We start from the raw sequence: 22,079 nt of genomic DNA on the forward strand, positions 1-22,079 counted from the left end.
GAGATCGGCATCCGGGGGCGCTGCGGGGTGACTCAGAAGTCGAAGTTCCCGATGTTCTCCTTGTCGAAGACGTACGGGTCGCCGAGCAGCACGGTGGAGTCCGCGCCGACCTCGTAGGAGCCGAGGTCGCCCGCCTCGAAGCTGTCGCCCTCCGCGCCGGTGATGTCGCCCTTGATGAGGGCGGCGGCGGCGTAGGCGGCGAGGTAGCCGAGCTCCTCCGGGTTCCACAGCGCGAACGCGGTGACGGTGCCGTCCTCGACGTACTCGCGCATCTGGTTCGGGGTGCCGAGGCCGGTCAGTGCGACCTTGCCCTTGTAGTCCGACGTCGACAGGTAGCGGGCCGCCGCGGCGACACCGACCGTGGTGGGCGAGATGATGCCCTTCAGGTTCGGGTGCGACTGCAGCAGCGCCGCGGTCTTGTCGAACGACGTCTGGTCGTCGTCGTCGCCGTAGACCGTCTCGACGAGGGTGATGTTCGGGTGGTCGGCCGCGAGGATCTCCTTCATCGTCTCGATCCACGCGTTCTGGTTGGTCGCGTTGGCGGATGCCGAGAGGATCGCGATCTCGCCCTCGTCGCCGATCTGCTCCGCGATGAGGTCGACCTGGATCTTGGCAATTCCGTCGGCGGTCGCCTGGTTGATGAACAGGTCGCGGCAGTCGGGGTTGGTGTCGGAGTCGAACGTGACGACCTTGACGCCGGCGTCGCGCGCCTCGTTGAGGGCGTCGCAGATCGCCTGCGGGTCGTTGGCCGACACGACCAGCGCGCCGACACCCTGCTGGGTCGCGGTGTTGATGTAGCTGACCTGAGCGTCGGGGGTGGCCTCGGCCGGTCCCACCTCGGCGAAGGTGCCGCCGAGCTCGTCGACGGCGGTCTTGCCGCCCTTGCTGGAGGTGTCGAAGTAGGGGTTACCCAGGTTCTTCGGCAGGAACGTGATCGCGAGGTTGGCGGTGTCGCCGCCGTCGCCCGTCGAACCCGGCGCGGGCGTCGTGCCGGTGTCGGCGCAGCCGGCGAGCGCGAGCGCGGCGACGACGGCGACGGCCGCGACGGCCGCGACGCGTGTGCGTGCAAACATCATTGTTTTCCTTTCGTGGGTGCGCCGCGACGGATGTCGTCGGCCGGGGTCGCGCAGCAGGTCATGGTGCGGTTCGCGCTGCGGAGTGCGAGGGGCGAGCGGGGCGGGTGCGCACGCGCTGCAGCCAGGCGAGCACGCTCGCGGCCACGACGGAGAGCACCAGCAGCACGCCGGTGATGATGTTGATGACGTCGGAGGTGACGTTGGCCAGGCGCAGCGCGCTGGAGAGCGTGCCGATGAGGAGGGCCGCGGCGACCACCCCGTACAGCTGTCCCCGGCCGCCGAAGACGGATACCCCGCCGAGCACGACGGCGGCGATCACCTGGAGCTCGAGTCCCGTCGCGTTGTCGCCGCGGGCGCTGCCGAAGCGCAGCGTGTAGTAGATCCCGGCGAAGGCCGAGACGAGCCCGGCGACGACGAACAGGATGAACTTCGTGCGCTCCACGTGCACGCCGGAGAACCGGGCGGCATCCTTCGACAGTCCGATCGCGAAGATGCCGCGGCCGAACGGGGTGAAGTGCAGCACGATCACGAAGATCACGAGCAGGATCAGGAACGGCACCATGATGTACGGGATCGTCGTGCCGGCGATTTTCGCCTTCGCGAGCGCCGTCCACGCCTCCGGGAAGTCGGTGACCGCGGTCGTGCCAAGGAGGCCCACCGCAAGCCCGCGGAAGAGGGCGAGCGTGCCGATCGTGACCGCGAGCGACGGCAGGCCCACGACGGTCACGAGGAAGCCGTTGACAGCGCCGCCGATCACACCGACGAGCAGGGCGAGCAGCGCGGCCGCCTCGAACGGGACCCCCGCTTCGACGGCCACGCCCGTGACGACGCTCGCGAGGCCGACCATGCTGCCCACCGACAGATCGATCTCGCCCGTGATCATGACGAGCGTCATCGGGAGGGCGATCAGCAGGATGGGCGCGATGTCGAGCAGGAGGTAGTTCGCGGTGATCGGCTGCGCGAAGCCGCGGACGGTGGCCGCCGACACGACGACGACCAGCACCAGCAGGGCGACGATCGCCGTTTCGCGCGACAGCAGCACGCGACGCCACAACGGCTTCTCGAAGTCGCGCGCGACCCGCACCGAGGCGGTCGCGGGAGAGGTCTGGGTGGTCATGACTCGTCCCTCGCTTCGATGAGGCGCTGTCTCTGCCGCACGGCCAGCCAGCGGTCCAGCACGATCGCCCCGATGATGAGCACGCCGACGACGGCGCGCTGCCAGAAGTCCGGGATGCCGAGGATCGGCAGCGCCCGGTTGATCGTCATGAGCAGGACGGCACCGATCGCCGCGCCCCACACGGTGCCGACCCCGCCGGTGATCGCGACGCCGCCGATGACGGCAGCGCCCACGGCATCCAACTCCCATCCGGCACCGGCCTGCGAGCTCACCGAGCCGTACCGCGCGGCGTAGAAGACGCCCGCGAGGCCGGCGAGCGCACCGGAGAGCACGAAGGCGGTCAGCACGCGGCGCGTCACCTTCAGGCCGTAGAGCTCGGCGGCGGCCGGATCGGAACCGATCGCGTAGTACTCGCGGCCGCCGCGCGTGTTGCGCATGTACCAGGCGGCGATGGCGAGCACGACGAAGGCGACGATCGACAGCACGGGGATCCACAGCAGCTGTCCCGTGCCGAGCGCGAGGAACTCCCGCGGCATGTCGGACGCGTTCACGCGGCTGGAGCCGGCCCACATGACGTTGATGCCGCGGTAGGCATACAGCGTGCCGAGAGTGATGACCATCGCCGGCACCCGCGCGATCGCGACCAGCGCACCGTTGATGAGGCCCAGCACGCCGCCGAACAGCACCGCGAGCAGCACGACGACGGGAATCGGGATGCCGGGGACGTCGATGAAGAGCCTCCCCGTGAGGTAGGCCGAGAGCCCCATCACCGACCCGACCGAGAGGTCGACGTTGCGGGTGATGATGACGAAGGCCTGGCCCACGGCCACGAGTACGAGGATCGACGGGGTCAGCAGCAGGTCGCGCCAGCCGTCGGGGCTGAAGAGGAACGCCGGGTTCTTCGCCGTCGCGGCGATCACGACGATCGCGAGGGCGATGAGGATGCCGAACTCGCGCGCTTTGCCGAGGGCGCCGATGCGCCGGGTGAGGCCCGAGACGGGGATGCGGGTGGTGGACGTGAAGGTCACGAGTTCTCTCCCGCGTCGGTCGTGGCAGCGTTGGCGGCGGCAGCGTTGGAGGTGGCGTGGGTGGCGGCGAACATGACGTTCTCGGACGTGGCATCCGCTCGGTCGATCTCGGCCGTGATGCGCCCCTCGCGCATGACGAGCACGCGGTCGGCCATGCCGAGCACCTCGGGGAGCTCGGAGGAGATCATGAGGATGCCCATGCCCTCTCCCGCGAGCTGGGAGAGGAGGCGGTGCACCTCCGACTTGGTGCCCACGTCGATGCCGCGCGTGGGCTCATCGATGATGAGGACGTCGGGCTGGGTCGCGAGCCATTTGGCGAGCACGACCTTCTGCTGGTTGCCGCCGGAGAGGGTGGAGGCGACGGTGTCGAGCGCGTGCGCCTTCACTTCGAGGCGGCTCGCCCACTCGCGCGCCGCGCGGTTCTCCATGCCGGTCGTGAGCAGCCCGAACTTCGACAGCTGACGGCGGATCGCGGTCGTGATGTTGCGCCCGACGCCCGACTCGATGACGAGCCCCTGCTTGCGGCGGTCTTCGGGAACGAGCGCGAGACCCGCCCGCATCGCGTCGGTCGGACGCGAACGCGCGATGCGCTTTCCCTTCATCGTGACCGTGCCCTCGCGGTAGCCGTCGACGCCGAACACCGCGCGGGCGACCTCGCTGCGGCCGGCGCCGACGAGCCCGGCAAGCCCGACGATCTCGCCCGCGCGCACCGTGAAGGAGATGTCGTGGAAGACCCCGGGGCTCGTGAGGTTCTCGACCTGCAGGAGCGGCTCGCCGATCGCCGTCTCCTGCTTGGGGAACAGTTCCGTGACGTCGCGGCCGACCATCTGGCGGACCAGTTCGGCGGGGGTCGTCTCGGCGATGGGGGTCGTGGCGATGTAGGCGCCGTCGCGCATGACGGTGACGGTGTCGCACAGCGCGAAGACCTCGTCGAAGCGGTGGGAGATGAAGATGAGCCCGCGCCCCTCGTCGCGCAGGCTCCGCGCGATCGCGAACAGGCGCTCGACCTCGACGCCGGACAGCGCCGCGGTGGGCTCGTCCATGATGAGCACCCTGGCATCCAGCGAGACGGCCTTCGCGATCTCGATGACCTGCTGGTCGGCGATCGACAGGCCCTCGGCCGGGCGGTCGGGGTCGATCGTCACCCCGAGGCGCGTGAAGAGGCGCTCGACCTCGTGGCGCATGGCCTTGCGGTCGATGCGCCCCAGGCGTCCGACGGGCTGGCGGCCCATGAAGATGTTCTCGGTGACCGAGAGGTCGGGGAAGAGCGTCGGCTCCTGGTAGATGACGGCGATGCCGGCGGCCTTGGACTGCGCGGTCGAGGTGAAGTCGACGTCTTCGCCGTCGAGCTGGAACGCGCCCCCGTCGCGGCGATAGAGGCCCGCGACGATCTTGACGAGCGTCGACTTTCCGGCGCCGTTCTCGCCGATGAGGGCGTGGATCGAGCCCGCCTGCAGGCGCAGGCTGCCCGAGCGCAGGGCCACGACGGCGCCGAAGGATTTCACGACCTTCGACAGCTCGAGCACGACGGGTGCGTCAGCGACGGGCACGTGCGCCTCCTCATTGAGGGTGGATGGGACGGAAGCGATCTGAAGGATTCTGAAACTATCTGAATCGATTCAGGTCGGATTCATGGATACTGTAGGCATCACATCCGCACCGGTCAAGTCACGGTCCGGATACGACCTCGGATCTTCCCCGGCTGCGAAGGAGCGCCCCATGGTGGTGAGCATCAGAGACGTCGCGCTGTCCGCGGGCGTCTCTGTCGGCACGGTCTCCAACGTGCTCAACCGCCCCGAGACCGTGTCGTCCGAATCGGCGGAGCGCGTGCTCCGTGCGATCGAGGATCTCGGCTACGTCCGGAACGACGCGGCCCGCAAGCTGCGCGCCGGAGTGAGCACGACCGTCGGGTTCGTCGTGCTCAACGGACAGAACCCGTTCTTCGCCGACGTCGTGCGCGGCGCGGAGGACGAGGCCTCCCGCCACAGCATCGCCGTGCTCTACGGCAACACCGACGAAGACACCAACCGCGAGCGCATGTACCTCGACCTGTTCGAGGAGCAGCAGGTGCGCGGCGTGCTCATCTCCCCCTACGGCGACATCCTCCCGCGGCTCGAACGGCTGCGGTCTCGTGGCATCCGCGCCGTGCTCGTCGACCGCTTCGGCGGGACGAGCCGGTTCAGCTCGGTGTCGGTCGACTCCGTCGCCGGCGGCCGCATGGCCGTGGAGCACCTCATCGAGACCGGCCGCCGACGCATCGCCTTCGTGGGCGGGCCGCTGGAGATGCGGCAGGTCACCGACCGCCTGGCCGGCGCACGCGTCGCCGCCGACAACGCCCTCGACCCGGTCGAGCTCGAAGTGCTCGTGACGGATGCCATGACCGTCGAACAGGGCGTCGCCGTCGGCGCGAAGGTGCTGAGCCGGCCGCGCCGCGAGTGGCCCGACGCGATGTTCGCGGCCAACGACCTCATCGCCCTGGGTCTGCTGCAGTCGCTCGTGGTCGGCGGCCGCATGCTCGTGCCCGACGAGATCGCCCTCATCGGCTTCGACGACATCTCCTTCGCCTCGGCCGCCGCCGTGCCGATCACCTCGATCCGCCAGCCGAGCGGCATGATCGGGCGGACGGCGCTGCGCATCCTCCTCGAAGAGTGCGACGATCCCGAGCTCATCCCTCGCCAGACGGTGTTCCAGCCGGAGCTGGTGGTGCGCCGCTCCACCGCCGCCCGCTGAGCACCGCCGCCCGCCGCACGCCGCACGCCGTCTGCCGCCTGCCGCCTGCCGAAACAACACCTCTTCACCGAAACAACACGCCTTCCGCGAAACAACACGCCTCCCGCGCATGCAGGATGTGGTTTCGGCGAAATGTTGTGGTTTCGAGCGAACGGCGGCAGATGCGCCCGGCACCGGCGCCCAGCACAAGCGGCGGCGACAGCCCGCGACTCAGCGGCTCGAGGCGCGAACGACCAGTTCGGGACGGAACCGCACGTGGCGAGGGGCGGATGCCGGGTCGTCCAGCCGTTCGAAGAGCACGTCGACCGCGGCGGCGCCGATCGCCCGCGCGGGTTGACGCACCGAGCTCAAGGGGACGACGGTCGACTGCGCGAACTCGATGTCGTCGTAGCCGACGAGCGCGATCTCTTCGGGAACGCGGATCGACCCCAGGATCGCCGCCCCCTGCAGCACGCCGACGGCGAGGAGGTCGTTGGCGCAGAACACGGCGTCCGGCCTGTCGTTCCGCGCGCGGCCGGCGATCGCTTCACCCGCCGTCCGGCCGTCGAGGACGGTGAGGGCGTCGGTCTCGATCACCTCGAGCGTCGCGCCGGCGACCTCGGCGAGGGCGCGGCGGGCACCCTCGAGACGATCGGCGACCTGGCGGATGGAGGTCGGGCCGACGAACGCGACCCGTCGGCGCCCCTGCGCGAGGAGGTGGGCGACGGCCAGGTGCCCGCCCTCGACATCGTCGACGGCGACCGAGGGCAGCCCGCCGCCATCGAACTCGGCATCCAGGAGCACGACGGGAAGGCCCGCGTCGATGAGCGTCTCGGCCCGCGCCTCGTCGAGGAGCTGGGGCGTCAGCAGCACCCCGTTGACGCGCTGCTCGCGGAAGAGGTCGAGGTAGGCGTTCTCGCGGTCGGGGCTCTGGTCGCTGCTGCCCAGGAGCACGGAGATGCCCTGGTCCGCCGCGCGCTCCTGCGCGCCGCGGGCGACCTCGGCGAAGAACGGGTTGGCGCTGTCGAGCACGATGAGCCCGATGCTGCGGCTCCGTCCGGCGCGCAGCTGCCGCGCGGCGTCGTTGCGCACGAACCCGAGGCGTCCGATCGCCGCCTGCACGCGGGCGACGGTCTCGGGCGCGACCTTCTCCGGACGGTTGAGCACGTTGGACACGGTGCCCACCGACACGGATGCCGCTGCCGCGACGTCCTTCACGCTGACTGCCATGGCCTGCCTGTCTTGACGGATCGTGGTCCCCACACTACAGTTTGAATCGTTTCACATCGCGGTCCGACCCGACCTTCGACCGCCCATACGCCCGACCACCCGCGATCCACCCGCGAACCGCCACGAAGGAGTGCCATGACCGTCCGCGTCGCCTTCCAGCTGCAGATCGCGCCCGACCGCGTCGACGAGTACGTCGCCCGCCACAGCCCCGTCTGGCCCGAGATGCTCGCCGAGATCGCCGCCGCCGGTCGCCGCAACTACTCGCTCTTCCTCGATCGCGACAACGCTCGCCTCTTCGGCTACTACGAGACCGACGACGACGACGCCGCGCAGGCCTACCTCGCCGCCTCACCGGTCGCCGCGGAGTGGGAGGCATCGATGGCGCCCTTCTTCGTGGGCCTCGATGGTCGCCCCGATCAGGCCGCGACCCCCCTCGCCGAAGTCTTCAACCTGCACGACCAGCTGACGGCATCCGTCACCGACCACGAAAGCGACGCATCGTGAGCACGCTCTCCCCCGACGTCCAGTCCGCCCTCGCCCAGCAGGGCATCGAGCTGCCCAGCTGGGCGTTCGGCAACTCCGGCACGCGCTTCCGAGTGTTCCCCACGGCGGGCACCCCGCGCGACCCGTTCGAGAAGATCGCCGACGCCGCCCAGGTGCACCGGTACACGGGCCTCGCCCCGAGCGTCGCCCTCCACATCCCGTGGGACCGGGTCGACGACTTCGGCGCCCTCCGCCGTCACGCGGAAGACCTGGGCGTGACCCTCGGGACGATCAACTCCAACACGTTCCAGGACGAGGACTACAAGTTCGGCGCCCTCACCCACCACGACGAGACGATCCGCCGGAAGGCGATCGACCACCACTTCGCGTGCATCGACGTGATGGATGCCACGGGCTCCCGCGACCTGAAGATCTGGCTGGCCGAAGGCTCGAACTACCCGGGCCAGAACGACATGCGGGGCCGTCAGGACCGGCTGCAGGACTCGCTGCAGCAGATCTACGCGCGTCTGTCGGGCGAGCAGCGCCTCGTGCTGGAGTACAAGTTCTTCGAGCCCGCGTTCTATCACACCGACGTTCCGGACTGGGGCACCTCCTACGCGCAGGTGGCCTCGCTCGGCGAGCGCGCGATGGTGTGCCTCGACACCGGTCACCACGCCCCCGGCACGAACATCGAGTTCATCGTCATGCAGCTCCTGCGCCTCGGGAAGCTCGGCTCGTTCGACTTCAACTCGCGCTTCTACGCCGACGACGACCTCATCGTCGGCTCCGCGGATCCGTTCCAGCTGTTCCGGATCCTCGTCGAGGTCGTCCGCGGCGGCGGCCTCAACAACCCCGACGTCGCGTTCATGCTCGACCAGTGCCACAACATCGAGGACAAGATCCCCGGGCAGATGCGCTCCGTGCTCAACGTGCAGGAGATGACGGCGCGCGCGCTGCTCGTCGACCGCGCCGCGCTCACCGCCGCGCAGGAGGCCAACGACGTGCTGGGGGCCAACGCCGTGCTGATGGATGCCTTCTACACCGATGTCCGCCCCGCCCTCGCCGAGTGGCGCGCCTCCCGCGGGCTGCCGGCCGACCCGATGGCCGCGTACGCCGCGAGCGGCTACCAGCAGCGGATCGCCGCCGACCGCGTGGGCGGCACGCAGGCGGGCTGGGGCGCGTGAGCCGATGACGACGGTCACCGACGACACCCTCGACGGTCCGCACGGACCGCTCCGCGTGCGGCTCTACCGTCCGGCATCCGCGTCCGGAGTCGGGCTCGTGTGGGCGCACGGCGGCGGCTTCGCGGCGGGCGACCTCGACATGCCCGAGGCCGACGGGGTCGCGCGCGGCCTCGCCGAACGCGGAATCACGGTCGTGTCGGTCGACTACCGGCTCGCGCCGCTCACCCCCGGCGCCGACGGGGTGCGGCATCCCGTCGCCTCCGAAGAGGTGGGCTTCGCGTTCGCCTGGGCCCGCGGCGCCGACCTCGCCCCCGGGCCGTGGGCGATCGGCGGCGCCAGCGCGGGAGCGAACCTCGCGACGGGCGCCACCCTCCGCATGCTCCACACCGGCGACGCCGCTGACCTTCCCGCGCTCGTCGCCCTCGCCTACCCGACCCTGCTCGCCGTGCAGCCCGCCCCCGACGCCGCCCTGCGGGCCGCGCTGGATGCCGACGCCGTCGCCGACCGGTTCGGCCCCGACATCGTCCGCGCGATGTACGAGAACCTCCTCGGCGGCCCGGTCGACGACGCCGACGTCTACGCCGTCCCGGGACGCGCCACGAGCGACGAGCTCGCCGGCTTCCCGCCCGTGCTCATGGTCAACAGCGACACCGACGAACTGCGCGTCTCCGGCGAGGCCTTCGCCGCCGCCCTCCACGACGCGGGCGTCGACGTCACCGTCGTGACCGAGCCGGGCACGCAGCACGGCCACCTGAACCGTCCCGAGGAGGCCGCGGCATCCGTCTCGATCGGCCGGTTCGCCGACCGCCTCCTCACCCTCATCCCCGCCTCACCTCGATCCTGAAAGCACCCCATGACGAACTCCGCCGTCGCCGACCTCATCGCCCGCAGCAACCGGCTGGGCTCCGACCCGAAGAACACGAACTACGCGGGCGGCAACACCTCCGCGAAGGGCACCGAGACCGACCCGGTGACCGGCGAGCCCGTCGAGCTGCTGTGGGTGAAGGGCTCCGGCGGCGACCTGGGCACGCTCAAGCCGGAGGGGCTCGCCGTGCTCCGCCTCGACCGCATGCGCGCCCTCGTCGACGTGTACCCCGGGCTCGACCGCGAGGACGAGATGGTCGCCGCATTCGACTACTGCCTGCACGGCAAGGGCGGGGCGGCCCCCTCGATCGACACCGCGATGCACGGCCTCGTGGATGCCGCGCACGTCGACCACCTGCACCCCGACTCGGGCATCGCGATCGCGACCGCCGCCGACGGCGAAGAACTCACCCGGCGGATCTTCGGCGACCGGGTCGTGTGGGTGCCGTGGCGCCGCCCCGGCTTCCAGCTGGGCCTCGACATCGCCGCCATCAAGGCCGCCAACCCGCAGGCGATCGGCACGATCCTCGGTGGCCACGGCATCACGGCCTGGGGCGACACGTCGGCGGAGGCCGAGGCGAACTCCTCTGAAATCATCGCGAAGGCCGCCGAATACCTCGAAAAGCACGGCAAAGCCGACCCGTTCGGAGGAGTTCGCGACGGCTACACCGCCCTCCCCGAGCCCGAGCGTCGTGCGAAGGCCGCCGCCCTCGCCCCCACGATCCGAGGACTCGCGTCCACCGACAAGCCCGTCGTCGGCCACTACACCGACGCCGACGTCGTCCTCGACTTCCTCGCCTCCGAGAAGGCGCCGGCCCTCGCCGCCCTCGGCACGAGCTGCCCCGACCACTTCCTGCGCACGAAGGTCAAGCCGCTCATCGTCGACCTGCCGGCATCCGCGTCGGTCGACGACACGATCGCCCGCCTGCGTGAGCTCCACACCGCGTACCGCGCCGACTACCAGGCCTACTACGACGCGCACGCGACGGCCGAGAGCCCCGCCATCCGCGGCGCCGACCCGCTCATCGTGCTCGTGCCGGGTGTGGGCATGTTCTCCTACGGCGCCAACAAGCAGACGGCCCGCGTCGCCGGCGAGTTCTACGTCAACGCGATCAACGTGATGCGCGGCGCCGAAGCGGTGTCGACGTACGCGCCGATCTCGGATGCCGAGAAGTTCCGCATCGAGTACTGGGCGCTCGAAGAGGCCAAGCTGCAGCGGATGCCGAAGCCGAAGACCCATCAGGGCCGCATCGCCTTCGTCACCGGCGCGGCATCCGGCATCGGCAAGGCCATCGCCACCCGCCTCGCCGCGGAGGGCGCGTGCGTCGTGGTGGCCGACCTCGACCTCGAGAAGGCACAGGCCGCCGCCGCCGAGCTGGGCGGCACCGACGTCGCGATCGGCGTCGCGGCGAACGTCGCCGATGCCGAGGGCGTGCAGGCCGCGATCGACGCGACGGTCCTCGCCTTCGGCGGCATCGACCTCGTCGTCAACAACGCGGGACTCTCGCTGTCCAAGCCGCTGCTGGAGACGACCGAGAAGGACTGGGACCTGCAGCACGACGTCATGGCCAAGGGCTCGTTCCTCGTCGCGAAGGCCGCCGCGAAGGCGCTCATCGCGCAGGGCATGGGCGGCGACGTCATCTACATCTCGTCGAAGAACTCGGTGTTCGCCGGCCCCAACAACATCGCCTACTCGGCCACCAAGGCCGACCAGGCCCACCAGGTGCGCCTCCTGGCCGTCGAGCTCGGCGAGCACGGGGTGCGCGTGAACGGCATCAACCCCGACGGCGTCGTGCGCGGCTCCGGCATCTTCGCCGCCGGCTGGGGCGCCAACCGCGCCGCCACCTACGGTGTCAAGGAAGAGGAGCTCGGCCAGTACTACGCCAACCGCACGATCCTCAAGCGCGAGGTCGTTCCCGAGAACGTCGCGGATGCCGTCTACGTCCTCACCGGCCCGGAGCTGTCCCGGACCACGGGCCTCCACATCCCCGTCGACTCCGGCGTCGCCGCCGCCTTCCTCCGATGACCGCGTCGACGCGTTTCGTCTCGTCGCTGCGCTCCTCGCTCAACGACCGGGAAGAGACGCTTCGATTCGGCGACCGGGACAAGCCGGACGTTGAGCGAGCGGAGCGAGACGAAACAACGCGACCCCGCGAGGCGGCACAGCGGAGCACGACGCGTACCGTCTCGTCGCTGCGCTCCTCGCTCAACGACCGGGAAGACACGCTCCGATTCGGCAACCGGGACAAGCCGGACGTTGAGCGAGCGGAGCGAGACGAAACGACGCAACCCCGCGAGGCGGCACAGCGGAGCACGACGCGTACCGTCTCGTCGCTGCGCTCCTCGCTCAACGACCGGGAAGAGACGCTGCGATTCGGCGACCGGGACAAGCCGGACGTTGAGCGAGCGGAGCGAGACGAAACGACGCAACCCCGCGAGGGGGCACAGCGGAGCACGACGCGTACCGTCTCGTCGCTGCGCTCCTCGCTCAACGACCGGGAAGAGACGCTGCGATTCGGCAACCGGGACAAGCCGGACGTTGAGCGAGCGGAGCGAGACGAAACGACGCGACCCCGCGAGGGGGCACGATGACGGGCGGGACCGTCGCCGCGGTCGACCTCGGGGCCACGAGCGGACGCGTCATCGCCGGGCGCGTCGGCCCCGACACCCTCGAGACAGTCACCGTGGCGCGGTTCCCCAACGAGCCCGTCATCGCCGGCGACGGCCTCCACTGGAACCTCCTGGGCATGTACGGCGCGGTCCTCGCCGGCCTCCGCGAGGCGTTCGCCCAGGCGGGGGCCGACGGCATCCGCTCGATCGGCGTCGACTCCTGGGCCGTCGATTACGGACTGCTGCGCGGAGCGCGCGACGGGGCGGAGGGCCGCCTCCTCGGCGAGCCGTTCCACTACCGCGACGAGCGCACCGCCCGCGGTGTCGAGGCCGTGCACGCGGCGATGCCGCACGCCGAACTGTACGAGCGGAACGGACTGCAGTTCCTGCCGTTCAACACGCTTTACCAGTTCGCCGCCGAAGACCCGGCCGTGCGCAGCCTCGCCGACACGGCGCTGCTCATCCCCGACCTCGTCGCCTACTGGCTCACCGGCAGCGCCCGCGCCGAACTCACCAACGCCTCCACGACGGGACTCCTCCGCTGGTCGGACGGCCGCTGGGACATCGCGCTGGCCGACGCCCTCGGCATCCCGGCCCGGCTGCTGCCGCCGCTCATCGCGCCGGGCGAACGCATCGGCGCGCTGCGGGGAGAGGTCGCCGCCGCCCTCGGCGCCCCGACCGGCGTAGACGTCACGGCCGTCGGATCGCACGACACCGCCTCGGCCGTGGTCGCGGTGCCGATGCGGGCCGACGCCGCCGCGTACATCTCCTGCGGCACGTGGGGGCTCGTCGGCGTCGAGGTCGACCGCCTCGTGCTCACCCCCGAGGCCCTCGCCGCGAACTTCACCAACGAGGGCGGCGTCGACGGGCGCGTGCGACTGCTGCACAACGTCATGGGGCTGTGGGTGCTGAGCGAGACCGTCCGCGGGTGGGAGCGCGCCGACGGCGGCGGCGCGGTCGACCTCGGGGAGCTGCTGGCGGCGGCCGCCGCGGTTCCGGCATCCGCGGTTCCCGTCTTCGATGTCGACGACCCGCGCTTCCTGCCCCCGGGCGACATGCCGGCGCGGATCGACGCGTGGTGCGCCGAGCACGGGGTCGCCGCCCCGGGCAGCCGCGCCGAGTACACGCGGTCGATCGTGGAGTCGCTCGCGCAGGCGTTCGCCGACACCGTGGCGGCGGCCGGGCGCCTCGGCCGCGTCGACGTGCGGACGATCCACATCGTCGGCGGCGGCGCCCTCAACGAGCTGCTGTGCCAGCGGACCGCCGATCGCTCCGGCATCCCCGTGCTCGCCGGTCCTGTCGAGGCGACGGCGCTCGGCAACGTGCTCGTGCAGGCCCGTGCCGTGGGGCTCGTGTCGGGCTCGCTGGAGTCTCTCCGCGACCTCGTCGCCCGCACCCACGCGCCCCGCCGGTACCTGCCGCGCGCCTGAACCGCTCGCGTGGGGCCGCCGGGTCCGCCCGCGGACGTTACCGTGCGCCGCGGTGGTGCCTGGCTCGCGGCGTTACGCGCACAGGGGAAACCGACGCCACCACCGTCGCCACCACCCGCGGAGGCCGGTTTTCCCTGTATTCGAAACACCCCGACCGCCCGCCGCCACCGGCGCGCGCGAGCCCGACAGACCCTCAGCGGGCGGCCTCGAACACGTCGCGCGCCTTCAGCGATCGCACGGTCGTCACGGGGCGTGTGCCGAGGATCACCTTGCCCCGCGCGTGCAGGCGCGAGAGGTCGCGATAGGCCTCGGCGATCTCGGCGAGGGGGTAGAAGCCCGACACGAGCACGGTGAAGGCCCGCCGCTCGGCGAGGCGCACGACCTCCTCCAGCAGGCGGGTGCCGCGCGAGAGCGCCTCGGCATCGTCGGCGAGGAGGCCGAGCTCCGTGCGACGTCGGTCTTCGCTGGACCGGTAGCGCGTCTCGGGCACGCCCAGCTCGTCGGCCAGCGCACGGCCGTCCTGTCCGAAGTTGTCGATCATGACCGTGACCGGCTTCCCCGCAGCGGCGCGGATGCGGTCGGCGATCCCCTCGCCGTACCGCACCGGTGTGATGCCGACCTGGCGCAGGTAGTCGAAGTTGCGGTCGCCGCAGGTGCCGATGACGGTGGCGCCGCGGTGGCGGGCGATCTGCGCCTCGATACTGCCCACGCCGCCGGCGGCGGCCGAGATGACGACGACGTCGTCGGCGCCGACGCGGACGTCGTCGAGTGTGTCCAGCGCCGTGGCCCCGGCGAGGTAGAGACCGCCAGCCGTCTCCCACGTGACGCCGCGCGGCTTGGCGACCAGGGTGGCCTGCGGCACCGTGACGTACGCGGCGTGAGCGCCCGCGCGCACGTGTCCGACGACGTCGTCGCCGCGTCGCCACCGGGTGACCCCGTCGCCGACCGCGACGACGATGCCCGCGAAGTCACTCCCGGATCGGCGCGGCCACGGGTCGTCGCCCCAGGCATCCTCCCGGCCGGAGCGGATGAAGCCGTCGATGTGGCTGATGCCCGACGTGATGACCTCGACCGTCACCTCACCCGGCCCGGGCGCCGGGAGGGGCCGCGCGCGAAGCTCGAGCACGTCCGCATCACCGGGGCGGTCGTATTCCACGACCCTGTTCTCGTCGTGCCGTTTCATGGGGTACCCCTTCCTCCGGGCCGGCCCGAGTGGACGTGTCGGCGACCGCTCTCTTCCGTTGTTCGTCGCCGGGGCCTGCGGTGGATGCACACGAATGAGTCAGATTCGATCGCGCGACCTGCATCCGCCGAGGCGCTTCGCGGCGTACATACGGTTGACGCCCCGGCCGTGGAGCCCGGACGCCTCATCTGAACGAAGGAGTGACCGATGAAGAACCGAGTGCGCCTCACCGTCGCCGTGATCGCCGCGGCTGCGCTGGCCCTGACCGCCGCACCCGCTCAGGCGTGGGGTGGGAGCGGCGGATCGACCGCCCCCAAGGGCACGATCGTCGACGTCGCAGTGGCCGCGTCGGGCGGCGGAACGCCCGACCACAACCCGTGGGACTACGACATCCTCGTGCAGGCCGTCGTCGCGACCGGGCTCGACTCCGCCCTGGCCGACACCAGCACGAAGTACACCGTCTTCGCCCCGAACGACCGGGCGTTCCTGCGGCTGGTGACCGACCTGACCGGCACGCGTCCGGAGTCGGAGGCGGCAGCGCTCGAGACCATCGTGGGCGCGTTCACGCCCGAGCAGATCACCGACATCCTGCTGTACCACGTGGTCGCGGGGAAGAAACTCGGCCCGATCAAGGTGCTCACGTCGAAGTCGCTGACGATGGCCAACGGCGGCATCGTGAAGCCGCGCGGCCTCACCCTGCGTGACGAGACGCCGTCGCTGAAGGACCCGCGTCTCGTGCTCTGGGGTCTGAACATCCAGGCATCCAACGGCGTGATCCACACGATCGACCGGGTGCTCGTCCCGGCCGCCTGATACCCGCCCGCCCGACCCCGTCGCGCGGTGGCCCCGGTCGATTCCGGCCGGGGCCACCGTGCGTCCAAGCGAACCCGTGCGCCTCAGGCGGAACGCGCGGGCGTCAGTGCAGCGAGCCGTCGGCGGGTGTCCGGTGCCACGAGAGGAAGACGACCTCGAGGCCCGGCCGCATCGGTCCGCACACGAGCGGACCGGCGGAGGCGTCGACGTCGCCTCGGAACGGCGCGACCCGCACGAGGCGGAGCGGCTCGTCGTCGACGCCCGCGCGGACGGTGAGGGCGTCGTCGCCGCGGCTCACGCGCACGCGCACGCGGCGCCCGGACCACTCCGGCACGGGGCCGACCGACCAGTCGGAGCGCACGTCGGTGACCACGGCGCCCGCCTGGAGGATGCCGTCGGCGAACTCGACGCCGGCTTTCATCCAGTGCTCCTCGTCGGCGCGCACGAACAGGCCGGCCTGGTCGAACTGCTCGGTGAAGTCGGCGACGAACACGACCTCCATCGCCTGCCCGACCGGCAGCGGCGCCAGGAGCGCGTGCTCGGTGTCGTGCACGAAGCCGTAGGCGGTGTGGCGCCACGCGTCGCTGCCCTCGGCGGCGGTCACGCGCAGGGCGTCGCCGTCGGCACGGACGGCGGCCGGCGGGGTCGTCCACGTGCCGTCGGACCAGACGACGGTCTCGATCGCGTCGGGGTGGTGGCTCATGCGGTCAGCCTTTCAGGCGCGGGCGGTGGACGACGAGCGGATGCCGTCGGCCGCCGCGGCGGCGAGGACGGCGGCATCCTGGCGGACGACGGCCACGGCACGCGGAGCGAGGGCGAGTGTGCCGTCGGCATCCGTCTCCGTCGAACCCATCGCGTCGCCGTCGAGCTGCAGGAGCACGGACTCGTCGGTGCGGTTGGCGAGGAACACGAACCGCTCGGCGCCGTTCGTGCGGGACAGCACCTCGACGCGGCCGTCGGCGGCGAGGGGGTCTGCGGCGAGCGCGTCGATGTCGACGGAGAGACCGCGGAGTACGCCGGCGACGCCGTCACGGCCGATGTCGGCCGAGACGTAGGTGGCCGAGCCCGCGCCCGCGCGGCGGCGGGTGACGGCGGGGGCGCCGGCGAGGTCGCCGTCGGCGTAGGTGTCGAGCACGTCGACGCCGTCGGCGAGGCGGACGATCCGCTCGGTCCAGGTGGTGGCGACGGAACCGGACCCGAGGGTCACGGGCTGGCCCGGCAGCAGCGGCACGAACTCCTCGACCGTGACGCCGAGCAGGTCGCGCAGCGCGCCGGGGTAGCCGCCGAGCCACACCCGGTCGTGGCCGTCGACGATGCCCGAGAAGTAGCTGACGACGACGTGGCGGCCGTCGCGGACGACGTGCTCGAGGCGCCTGCGCACCTCGTCGGTCACGACGTGGAGCATGGGCGCGATGACGACGTCGTAGTCGTCGAGGGATGCCGCGAGCGGCAGCACGTCGGCACGGATGCCGAGGTCGAGCAGCGCCCGGTACCAGGCGAGCTGCTCCGCGTCGTACTGGAGCGCCTCGGTCGGGTGGGAGTCTCGGCCGCTCACCCACCACGACTCGTAGTCGAACAGCACGGCGACGCGGGCCTTCTCGCGGTGCGAACCGGTGACGGCGGCGAGCGCGTCGAGTTCCGCGCCGAGGGCGACGACGTCGCGGAAGACCCGGCTGTCGCGTCCCGCGTGCGGCACCATGCCGGAGTGGTAGCGCTCGCCACCGGCGCGCGACTGGCGCCACTGGAAGTAGCAGACCGCGTCGGCACCGTGACCGACGTGGGTGAGGGCGTCGCGCACGAGCTCACCGGCCCGCTTGGGCGGGTTGACCTCGCGCCAGTTGATGGCGCTCGTCGCGTGCTCCATGAGGAACCAGGGGCGACCGCCGGCGAGGTTCCCGGTGAGGTTGGCCCAGAAGGAGAGGTCGTCGCGGCCGAGTTCTCCGGGGCGCAGGTAGTGGTCGTTGGAGACGAAGTCGACATCGTCGACCCAGGTGGCGTAGTCGATGTCGCGGACGTTCTGGGCGACCATGAAGTTCGTCGTGTAGGCGACGTCGGGGGTCACTTCGCGCAGCACCGCCGCCTCGGCGCGGAGGTGGTCGCGCACGGCGTCGGAGGAGAACCGCTCGAAGTCGAGCTGCTGGCCGGGGTTGCGCTGCGTGGGAGCGACGCGCGGCGGCAGGATCTCGTCCCACGCGCCGTAGTGCTGCGACCAGAAGGCGGTGCCCCACGCGTCGTTGAGGGCGTCGAGGGTGCCGTAGTGCTCCTGCAGCCACACCCGGAACGCCCGTGCCGCGTCGTCGGAGTAGTCGTAGATGTTGTGGCATCCGAGTTCGTTGGAGATGTGCCACGCGACGAGGGCGGGATGGCCGGCGTAGCGCTCGGCGATCGCGCGCGTCAGACGCAGCGCGTATTCGCGGAACACGGGCGAGGTGGGCCGCCAGTGCTGGCGCGCGCCCGGCGAGAGCACTGTGCCGTCGGCGGTCTGCGGCAGCACCTCGGGGTGGAGGCGCGTGAGCCACGGCGGTGGGCTGGCGGTGGCCGTGGCGAGGTCGACGTCGATGCCGTTCTCGTGGAGGAGGTCCATGACCTCGTCGAGCCACGAGAAGTCCCATTCACCCGGCCGGGGCTCCAGCAGCGCCCAGGAGAAGATGCCGAGGGAGACGATGTTGACCCCCGCTTCGCGCATGAGGCGCATGTCCTCCTGCCACACGTCGCGCGGCCACTGCTCGGGGTTGTAATCGGCGCCGTAGCGGAAGCGGCCGGCGCCGAGGGCGCCGTCTTTCACCCAGCGGGGGCGGACGTCGGTCAATGCGGGGGAAGTCACGCGTCCAGCGTAGAGCAAAACCCGTGCAGTTGCACGGTTTCTGCGCGAACCGGTTACGCTCGTCGCATGAGCGATGCCCCGCCCGCCCGTCGCGGCCCCTACGCGAAGACCGCGGAGCGCCGCAACGGCATCATCGAGACGGCCACCGCCGTCTTCAGCGAGCACGGCTACCGCGGCGGCTCGCTCCGCCAGATCGCGAAGCAGCTCGACCTCAGCCTCACGACACTCATGCACCACTTCCCGACGAAAGCGGCGCTGCTGTCGGCCGTCTTGGAGCAGGAGGATGCCGCCGACACCGACTTCCCGGTCCGCTCCCGCCGCGACGGTTTCGTCCCGAGCGTGCTCGCGATCGTGGAACGCAATCTGCAGCGCCGCGAGCTCGTGCGCATGTTCTCGATCGTCTCCGCCGAAGCCACCCACCCGGGCCACGAGGCGCACGACTGGCTGCGGGCCCGCTACGCCGCCGTCGTCACGGAGTATGCCGACCTCATCGAGCACGACCGGCGCGCGGGCCGCCTCGCGGGCGACGGCGATGCGCTCGTCCTCGCCGGCCTCGTCGTGACCGGGTGGGAGGGCATTCAGATCCGGTGGCTCGCCGACGACACCGACCCCGTCGCCGCCATGCGCACCCTCCTGGAGACGCTCCTGCACCCGGTCGCCGGGGCTTGACCCAGGCTGGGGCGGGCTGGGGCGGGCTGGGGCCGGCGGCTGGGGCGGGCTGGGCCGGCTGGGGCGGGCGGCTGGGGCGGGCGGCACCTGAACCGGTGCCGACTCCGGCATCCGGTGTCGACTTCCGGCACCCGGTATCGGCACCGGCATCCGGCATCGGCATCGGCACCGGCATCCGGCATCCGGCATCCGGCATCCGGCATCCGGCATCAGCGCCTGCACCGGACTGCATGTCCCATTTTCGGTCGATTAAGACCCCTCAAAGCAACCGGAACTGGGACATGCCCTGCCGAAACTGGGACATGCCCTGCCGAAACTGGGACATGCCCAACCGGAAGCCGACTCGCCGGCAGGGGTCACCGGCATCCGGCCACCGGCATCAGCGCCTGCACCGGACTGCATGTCCCATTTTCGGTCGATTAAGACCCCTCAAAGCAACGGGAACTGGGACATGCCCAACCTGAACTGGGACATGCCCAACCGGAACTGGGACATGCCCTGCCGAAACTGGGACATGCCCAACCGGAAGCCGACTCGCCGGCAGGGGTCACCGGCATCCCGCACGGGCATCAGCGCCTGCACCGGACTGCATGTCCCACTTTCGGTCGATGCAAACCCCTCAAAGCAACCGGAACTGGGACATGCCCAACCTGAACTGGGACACACCCCACCGGAACTGGGACATACCCTGCCGGAACTGGGACATGCCCCGCCCCAGCGCGCCCCCGCCCCAGCGCGCCCCCGCCCCAGCGCATCACCGCCGCGCGGCCCCCGCAACCTCAGTCGACGGCGTTGGCGCGGGCGACGGAGCCCAGCCAGGCGAGGCTCGGCTTGGGATGCCGTTCGAACGTCTCCCGGTCCCAGGCGATGAGCCCGAACGTCGGCCGGTACGACCCCCACTCGTAGTTGTCCAGCAGCGACCAGTGCAGGTATCCGATCAGCGGAAGTCCGGCCTCGACCTCGGCGTGCAGCGCCCGCAGCGCGCCCCGCGTGTAGTCGATGCGCCGGCTGTCGTCGGCGGTCGCGATGCCGTTCTCCGACACGAACACCGGAAGGCCGGTGACGTCGTGGGCCAGGCGCGCCGCTTCGGCGATCGCCGGCGGGTAGTACTCCCAGCCGGTGAGGGTCTGCTCGACGTCGTCGGGGGCCGGCAGCGGTCCGTCCTTCGTGATGCGGGTGCGGGTGTAGGCCTGCACGCCGATGAAGTCGTCGCCGCGCGACGCCTCCAGGAAGATCGTCTCGCGCGGGTACGCGTACTCCCGCAGCACCTCCTCCGCACCGGGGTCGGCGTAGAACTGCTGCGGCGCGACGGGCCACCCGACGGGACGCCCGGTCGTGCGGACGAGCTCGACGGCGCGACGATGCGCGGCGATGATGTGCTCGGTGACGACGGCATCCGGCTCGGGAAGCGACCCGGCCTGGATCTGCTGGTTCCCCTCCTTGCCGGCGAAGATCATCGCGAGGATGTTCGGCTCGTTGATCGTGAAGACGTGGGATGCCGTCGTCAGCAGCGGCAGGACGATCTCCACGAACCGGGCGAACCGGTCGACGGATGCCGGGTTGCGCCAGCCGCCGTCGGCGGCGAACCACTGGGGCGTCGTGAAGTGGTAGATCGTCACGGCGGGCGCGACGCCGAACTCGTGGCAGCAGTCGATGACGCGACGGTAGTGGTCCAGCGCCGCCCGCGACACCATGCCCTCGGCGGGCTCGATGCGCGACCACTCCAGGGAGAACCGGTAGGTGTCTAGCCCTGCGCGGGCGAGCAGCTCGATGTCCTCGCGGAACCGGTGGTAGCTGTCGGCGGCATCTCCCGAGGGCTCGGGGATGTCGGTGTCCGGGGCCACCTCGCGAGGCCACCAGTCGCTGTTGACGTTGCCCCCCTCGATCTGGTGGCCGGCGGTCGCGGCGCCCCAGATGAAGCCGTCGGGGAACGAGAGCGAAGTCATGGATGACGTCCTTGTCTGGGCCTACTTGAGCCCGGTCATGGTGATGCCCTGAACGAAGTACCGCTGGAGGAAGAGGAACAGGACGAGGATGGGAGTGACCACGAGCACCGATCCGGCCATGAGCAGGCCGTAGTAGGTGCCGTTGGACCCGACCGAGTAGAGCGAGAGCGCCACCGGGAGGGTGTACATCTTCTCGGTCTGGGCGACCACGAGCGGCCACAGGAAGTTGTTCCACGACCCGAGGAACGTGAGGATCGCGAGGGTCGCGACGGCCGGGCCGCACTGCGGCATGACGACGCGCAGGAAGATGCGGAACTCCCCCGCACCGTCGATCCGCGCCGCCTCCAGCAGGGCGTCGGGGACGCCCATGATGAACTGCCGCATGAGGAAGACGCCCAGCGGGCCGGCGAGGAACGGGAGGATCAGCGCCGGGTAGGTGTTGACGAGCCCCATGTTGGCCACGAGCACGAACATCGGCACGAGGGTGACGACGCCGGGCACCATGAGCATCAGGAGGACGAGCGCGAAGAGCACCTTCTTCCCGGGGAAGTCGAGCTTCGCGAGCGCATAGGCGACCATCGAGCAGAACACGATGTTGCCCACGACGACGACGAGCGCGACGACGACGGAGTTGAAGAAGAACTGTCCGTAGTCCAGCTGGGTGAGCCAGCGCGAGTAGTTGTCGAGGGTGGCCTGCTCCGGCCACCAGGTGATGGGACGCTGAAGCAGCTCTCCCTGCGTCTTGAAGCTGCCCAGCAGCATCCACAGGAACGGCATGAGGGTGAGGATGAGCCCCACGGTGAGCGCGATGTAGGTCGCGGCGCGCGACCACTGCGCGCCGGCCGGACGACGGCGGCGACGCGGGGGCGTGTCGACGGCCGGGCGGACGGTGTCGGTGGCGAGTGTGGCCATG

At 71.0% G+C, this 22,079-nt stretch carries 19 protein-coding genes; 9 read left to right on the plus strand and 10 right to left on the minus strand.

Features of this window, described 5'->3' with window-relative positions; translation table 11 throughout:
• Positions 1-32 precede the first annotated feature (32 nt).
• Genes rhaS through ACSQ18_RS13085 form a run of 4 tightly spaced genes read right to left on the minus strand, consistent with a single transcriptional unit; the run spans position 33 to position 4,771 of the window.
• Positions 33-1,076: a rhamnose ABC transporter substrate-binding protein gene (gene rhaS / locus ACSQ18_RS13070; protein ID WP_436037845.1), complete on the minus strand. Its 1,044-nt coding sequence runs from the start codon at positions 1,074-1,076 to the stop codon at positions 33-35.
• Between the two features lie 58 nt (positions 1,077-1,134).
• On the minus strand, positions 1,135-2,193 hold the full coding sequence (locus ACSQ18_RS13075) for an ABC transporter permease (RefSeq protein ID WP_436037846.1): 1,059 nt from the start codon (positions 2,191-2,193) through the stop codon (positions 1,135-1,137).
• The gene (locus ACSQ18_RS13080) at positions 2,190-3,221 is read right to left on the minus strand and encodes an ABC transporter permease (protein WP_436037847.1); all 1,032 of its coding nucleotides are present in this window, start codon (positions 3,219-3,221) and stop codon (positions 2,190-2,192) included. Before ACSQ18_RS13080 ends, ACSQ18_RS13075 begins: the two co-directional genes overlap by 4 nt.
• The gene (locus ACSQ18_RS13085) at positions 3,218-4,771 is read right to left on the minus strand and encodes a sugar ABC transporter ATP-binding protein (RefSeq protein WP_436037848.1); all 1,554 of its coding nucleotides are present in this window, start codon (positions 4,769-4,771) and stop codon (positions 3,218-3,220) included. The genes ACSQ18_RS13080 and ACSQ18_RS13085 overlap by 4 nt, the downstream gene beginning before the upstream one ends.
• Before the next feature lie 169 nt (positions 4,772-4,940).
• On the opposite strand from ACSQ18_RS13085, the gene ACSQ18_RS13090 reads away from it, so the two are divergent.
• The gene (locus tag ACSQ18_RS13090; protein WP_436037849.1) at positions 4,941-5,951 is read left to right on the plus strand and encodes a LacI family DNA-binding transcriptional regulator; all 1,011 of its coding nucleotides are present in this window, start codon (positions 4,941-4,943) and stop codon (positions 5,949-5,951) included.
• 210 nt (positions 5,952-6,161) lie between these two features.
• On the opposite strand, the gene ACSQ18_RS13095 is transcribed toward ACSQ18_RS13090, so the two are convergent.
• Positions 6,162-7,160: a LacI family DNA-binding transcriptional regulator gene (locus ACSQ18_RS13095; RefSeq protein ID WP_436037850.1), complete on the minus strand. Its 999-nt coding sequence runs from the start codon at positions 7,158-7,160 to the stop codon at positions 6,162-6,164.
• Between the two features lie 135 nt (positions 7,161-7,295).
• Between ACSQ18_RS13095 and ACSQ18_RS13100 the strand changes: the two genes are divergently transcribed.
• From ACSQ18_RS13100 to ACSQ18_RS13125, 6 genes are read left to right on the plus strand one after another with little or no spacing between them, the layout of a single operon-like run.
• Positions 7,296-7,664 carry an L-rhamnose mutarotase gene (locus tag ACSQ18_RS13100; protein WP_436037851.1) on the plus strand — a complete coding sequence of 123 codons (369 nt, stop codon included), beginning with the start codon at positions 7,296-7,298 and terminating at the stop codon, positions 7,662-7,664.
• Positions 7,661-8,827, plus strand: a complete 1,167-nt coding sequence (rhaI, locus tag ACSQ18_RS13105; RefSeq protein WP_436037852.1) for an L-rhamnose isomerase — start codon at positions 7,661-7,663, stop codon at positions 8,825-8,827. The genes ACSQ18_RS13100 and rhaI overlap by 4 nt, the downstream gene beginning before the upstream one ends.
• A gap of 4 nt (positions 8,828-8,831) precedes the next feature.
• The gene (locus ACSQ18_RS13110) at positions 8,832-9,671 is read left to right on the plus strand and encodes an alpha/beta hydrolase (protein WP_436037854.1); all 840 of its coding nucleotides are present in this window, start codon (positions 8,832-8,834) and stop codon (positions 9,669-9,671) included.
• A 9-nt stretch (positions 9,672-9,680) separates the two neighbouring features.
• On the plus strand, positions 9,681-11,717 hold the full coding sequence (locus tag ACSQ18_RS13115; protein ID WP_436037855.1) for a bifunctional aldolase/short-chain dehydrogenase: 2,037 nt from the start codon (positions 9,681-9,683) through the stop codon (positions 11,715-11,717).
• Positions 11,714-12,283: a hypothetical protein gene (locus ACSQ18_RS13120; protein ID WP_436037856.1), complete on the plus strand. Its 570-nt coding sequence runs from the start codon at positions 11,714-11,716 to the stop codon at positions 12,281-12,283. Before ACSQ18_RS13115 ends, ACSQ18_RS13120 begins: the two co-directional genes overlap by 4 nt.
• Positions 12,280-13,731 carry a rhamnulokinase gene (locus tag ACSQ18_RS13125; RefSeq protein ID WP_436037857.1) on the plus strand — a complete coding sequence of 484 codons (1,452 nt, stop codon included), beginning with the start codon at positions 12,280-12,282 and terminating at the stop codon, positions 13,729-13,731. The genes ACSQ18_RS13120 and ACSQ18_RS13125 overlap by 4 nt, the downstream gene beginning before the upstream one ends.
• 193 nt (positions 13,732-13,924) lie before the next feature.
• Here ACSQ18_RS13125 and ACSQ18_RS13130 read toward each other — a convergent pair whose 3' ends face one another.
• Positions 13,925-14,914 (minus strand): NADP-dependent oxidoreductase, encoded by a 990-nt coding sequence (locus tag ACSQ18_RS13130; protein ID WP_436037859.1) that lies wholly within the window; start codon positions 14,912-14,914, stop codon positions 13,925-13,927.
• Between the two features lie 207 nt (positions 14,915-15,121).
• Between ACSQ18_RS13130 and ACSQ18_RS13135 the strand changes: the two genes are divergently transcribed.
• Complete coding sequence (locus ACSQ18_RS13135; protein WP_436037860.1) at positions 15,122-15,727, plus strand: fasciclin domain-containing protein; 606 nt, start codon at positions 15,122-15,124, stop codon at positions 15,725-15,727.
• Between the two features lie 103 nt (positions 15,728-15,830).
• On the opposite strand, the gene ACSQ18_RS13140 is transcribed toward ACSQ18_RS13135, so the two are convergent.
• Together ACSQ18_RS13140 and ACSQ18_RS13145 are read right to left on the minus strand one after the other, a co-directional pair.
• Positions 15,831-16,430, minus strand: a complete 600-nt coding sequence (locus ACSQ18_RS13140; RefSeq protein ID WP_436037861.1) for a DUF1349 domain-containing protein — start codon at positions 16,428-16,430, stop codon at positions 15,831-15,833.
• Between the two features lie 12 nt (positions 16,431-16,442).
• Complete coding sequence (locus ACSQ18_RS13145; RefSeq protein WP_436037862.1) at positions 16,443-18,551, minus strand: beta-galactosidase; 2,109 nt, start codon at positions 18,549-18,551, stop codon at positions 16,443-16,445.
• Positions 18,552-18,617: 66 nt separating this feature from the next.
• On the opposite strand from ACSQ18_RS13145, the gene ACSQ18_RS13150 reads away from it, so the two are divergent.
• The gene (locus ACSQ18_RS13150) at positions 18,618-19,220 is read left to right on the plus strand and encodes a TetR/AcrR family transcriptional regulator (protein WP_436037864.1); all 603 of its coding nucleotides are present in this window, start codon (positions 18,618-18,620) and stop codon (positions 19,218-19,220) included.
• 779 nt (positions 19,221-19,999) lie between these two features.
• Here ACSQ18_RS13150 and ACSQ18_RS13155 read toward each other — a convergent pair.
• Positions 20,000-21,166, minus strand: coding sequence for a family 1 glycosylhydrolase (locus tag ACSQ18_RS13155; RefSeq protein WP_144806316.1), 1,167 nt, complete (start codon positions 21,164-21,166; stop codon positions 20,000-20,002).
• Between the two features lie 21 nt (positions 21,167-21,187).
• On the minus strand, positions 21,188-22,078 hold the full coding sequence (locus tag ACSQ18_RS13160) for a carbohydrate ABC transporter permease (RefSeq protein ID WP_144806317.1): 891 nt from the start codon (positions 22,076-22,078) through the stop codon (positions 21,188-21,190).
• Position 22,079 lies beyond the last annotated feature (1 nt).

Source organism: Microbacterium sp. LjRoot45 (assembly GCF_964253325.1).
Lineage (GTDB): Bacteria > Actinomycetota > Actinomycetes > Actinomycetales > Microbacteriaceae > Microbacterium.

Bases quoted from the DNA above. Each gene is read 5' to 3' on its own strand.
- ACSQ18_RS13120 (WP_436037856.1), top strand. From the start codon at position 11,714: ATGACCGCGTCGACGCGTTTCGTCTCGTCGCTGCGCTCCTCGCTCAAC.
- ACSQ18_RS13115 (WP_436037855.1), top strand. From the start codon at position 9,681: ATGACGAACTCCGCCGTCGCCGACCTCATCGCCCGCAGCAACCGGCTG.
- ACSQ18_RS13155 (WP_144806316.1), bottom strand. From the start codon at position 21,166: ATGACTTCGCTCTCGTTCCCCGACGGCTTCATCTGGGGCGCCGCGACC.
- ACSQ18_RS13130 (WP_436037859.1), bottom strand. From the start codon at position 14,914: ATGAAACGGCACGACGAGAACAGGGTCGTGGAATACGACCGCCCCGGT.
- ACSQ18_RS13090 (WP_436037849.1), top strand. From the start codon at position 4,941: ATGGTGGTGAGCATCAGAGACGTCGCGCTGTCCGCGGGCGTCTCTGTC.
- ACSQ18_RS13150 (WP_436037864.1), top strand. From the start codon at position 18,618: ATGAGCGATGCCCCGCCCGCCCGTCGCGGCCCCTACGCGAAGACCGCG.
- ACSQ18_RS13100 (WP_436037851.1), top strand. From the start codon at position 7,296: ATGACCGTCCGCGTCGCCTTCCAGCTGCAGATCGCGCCCGACCGCGTC.
- ACSQ18_RS13125 (WP_436037857.1), top strand. From the start codon at position 12,280: ATGACGGGCGGGACCGTCGCCGCGGTCGACCTCGGGGCCACGAGCGGA.
- ACSQ18_RS13075 (WP_436037846.1), bottom strand. From the start codon at position 2,193: ATGACCACCCAGACCTCTCCCGCGACCGCCTCGGTGCGGGTCGCGCGC.
- ACSQ18_RS13135 (WP_436037860.1), top strand. From the start codon at position 15,122: ATGAAGAACCGAGTGCGCCTCACCGTCGCCGTGATCGCCGCGGCTGCG.
- ACSQ18_RS13160 (WP_144806317.1), bottom strand. From the start codon at position 22,078: ATGGCCACACTCGCCACCGACACCGTCCGCCCGGCCGTCGACACGCCC.
- rhaS (WP_436037845.1), bottom strand. From the start codon at position 1,076: ATGATGTTTGCACGCACACGCGTCGCGGCCGTCGCGGCCGTCGCCGTC.
- ACSQ18_RS13095 (WP_436037850.1), bottom strand. From the start codon at position 7,160: ATGGCAGTCAGCGTGAAGGACGTCGCGGCAGCGGCATCCGTGTCGGTG.
- ACSQ18_RS13140 (WP_436037861.1), bottom strand. From the start codon at position 16,430: ATGAGCCACCACCCCGACGCGATCGAGACCGTCGTCTGGTCCGACGGC.
- ACSQ18_RS13110 (WP_436037854.1), top strand. From the start codon at position 8,832: ATGACGACGGTCACCGACGACACCCTCGACGGTCCGCACGGACCGCTC.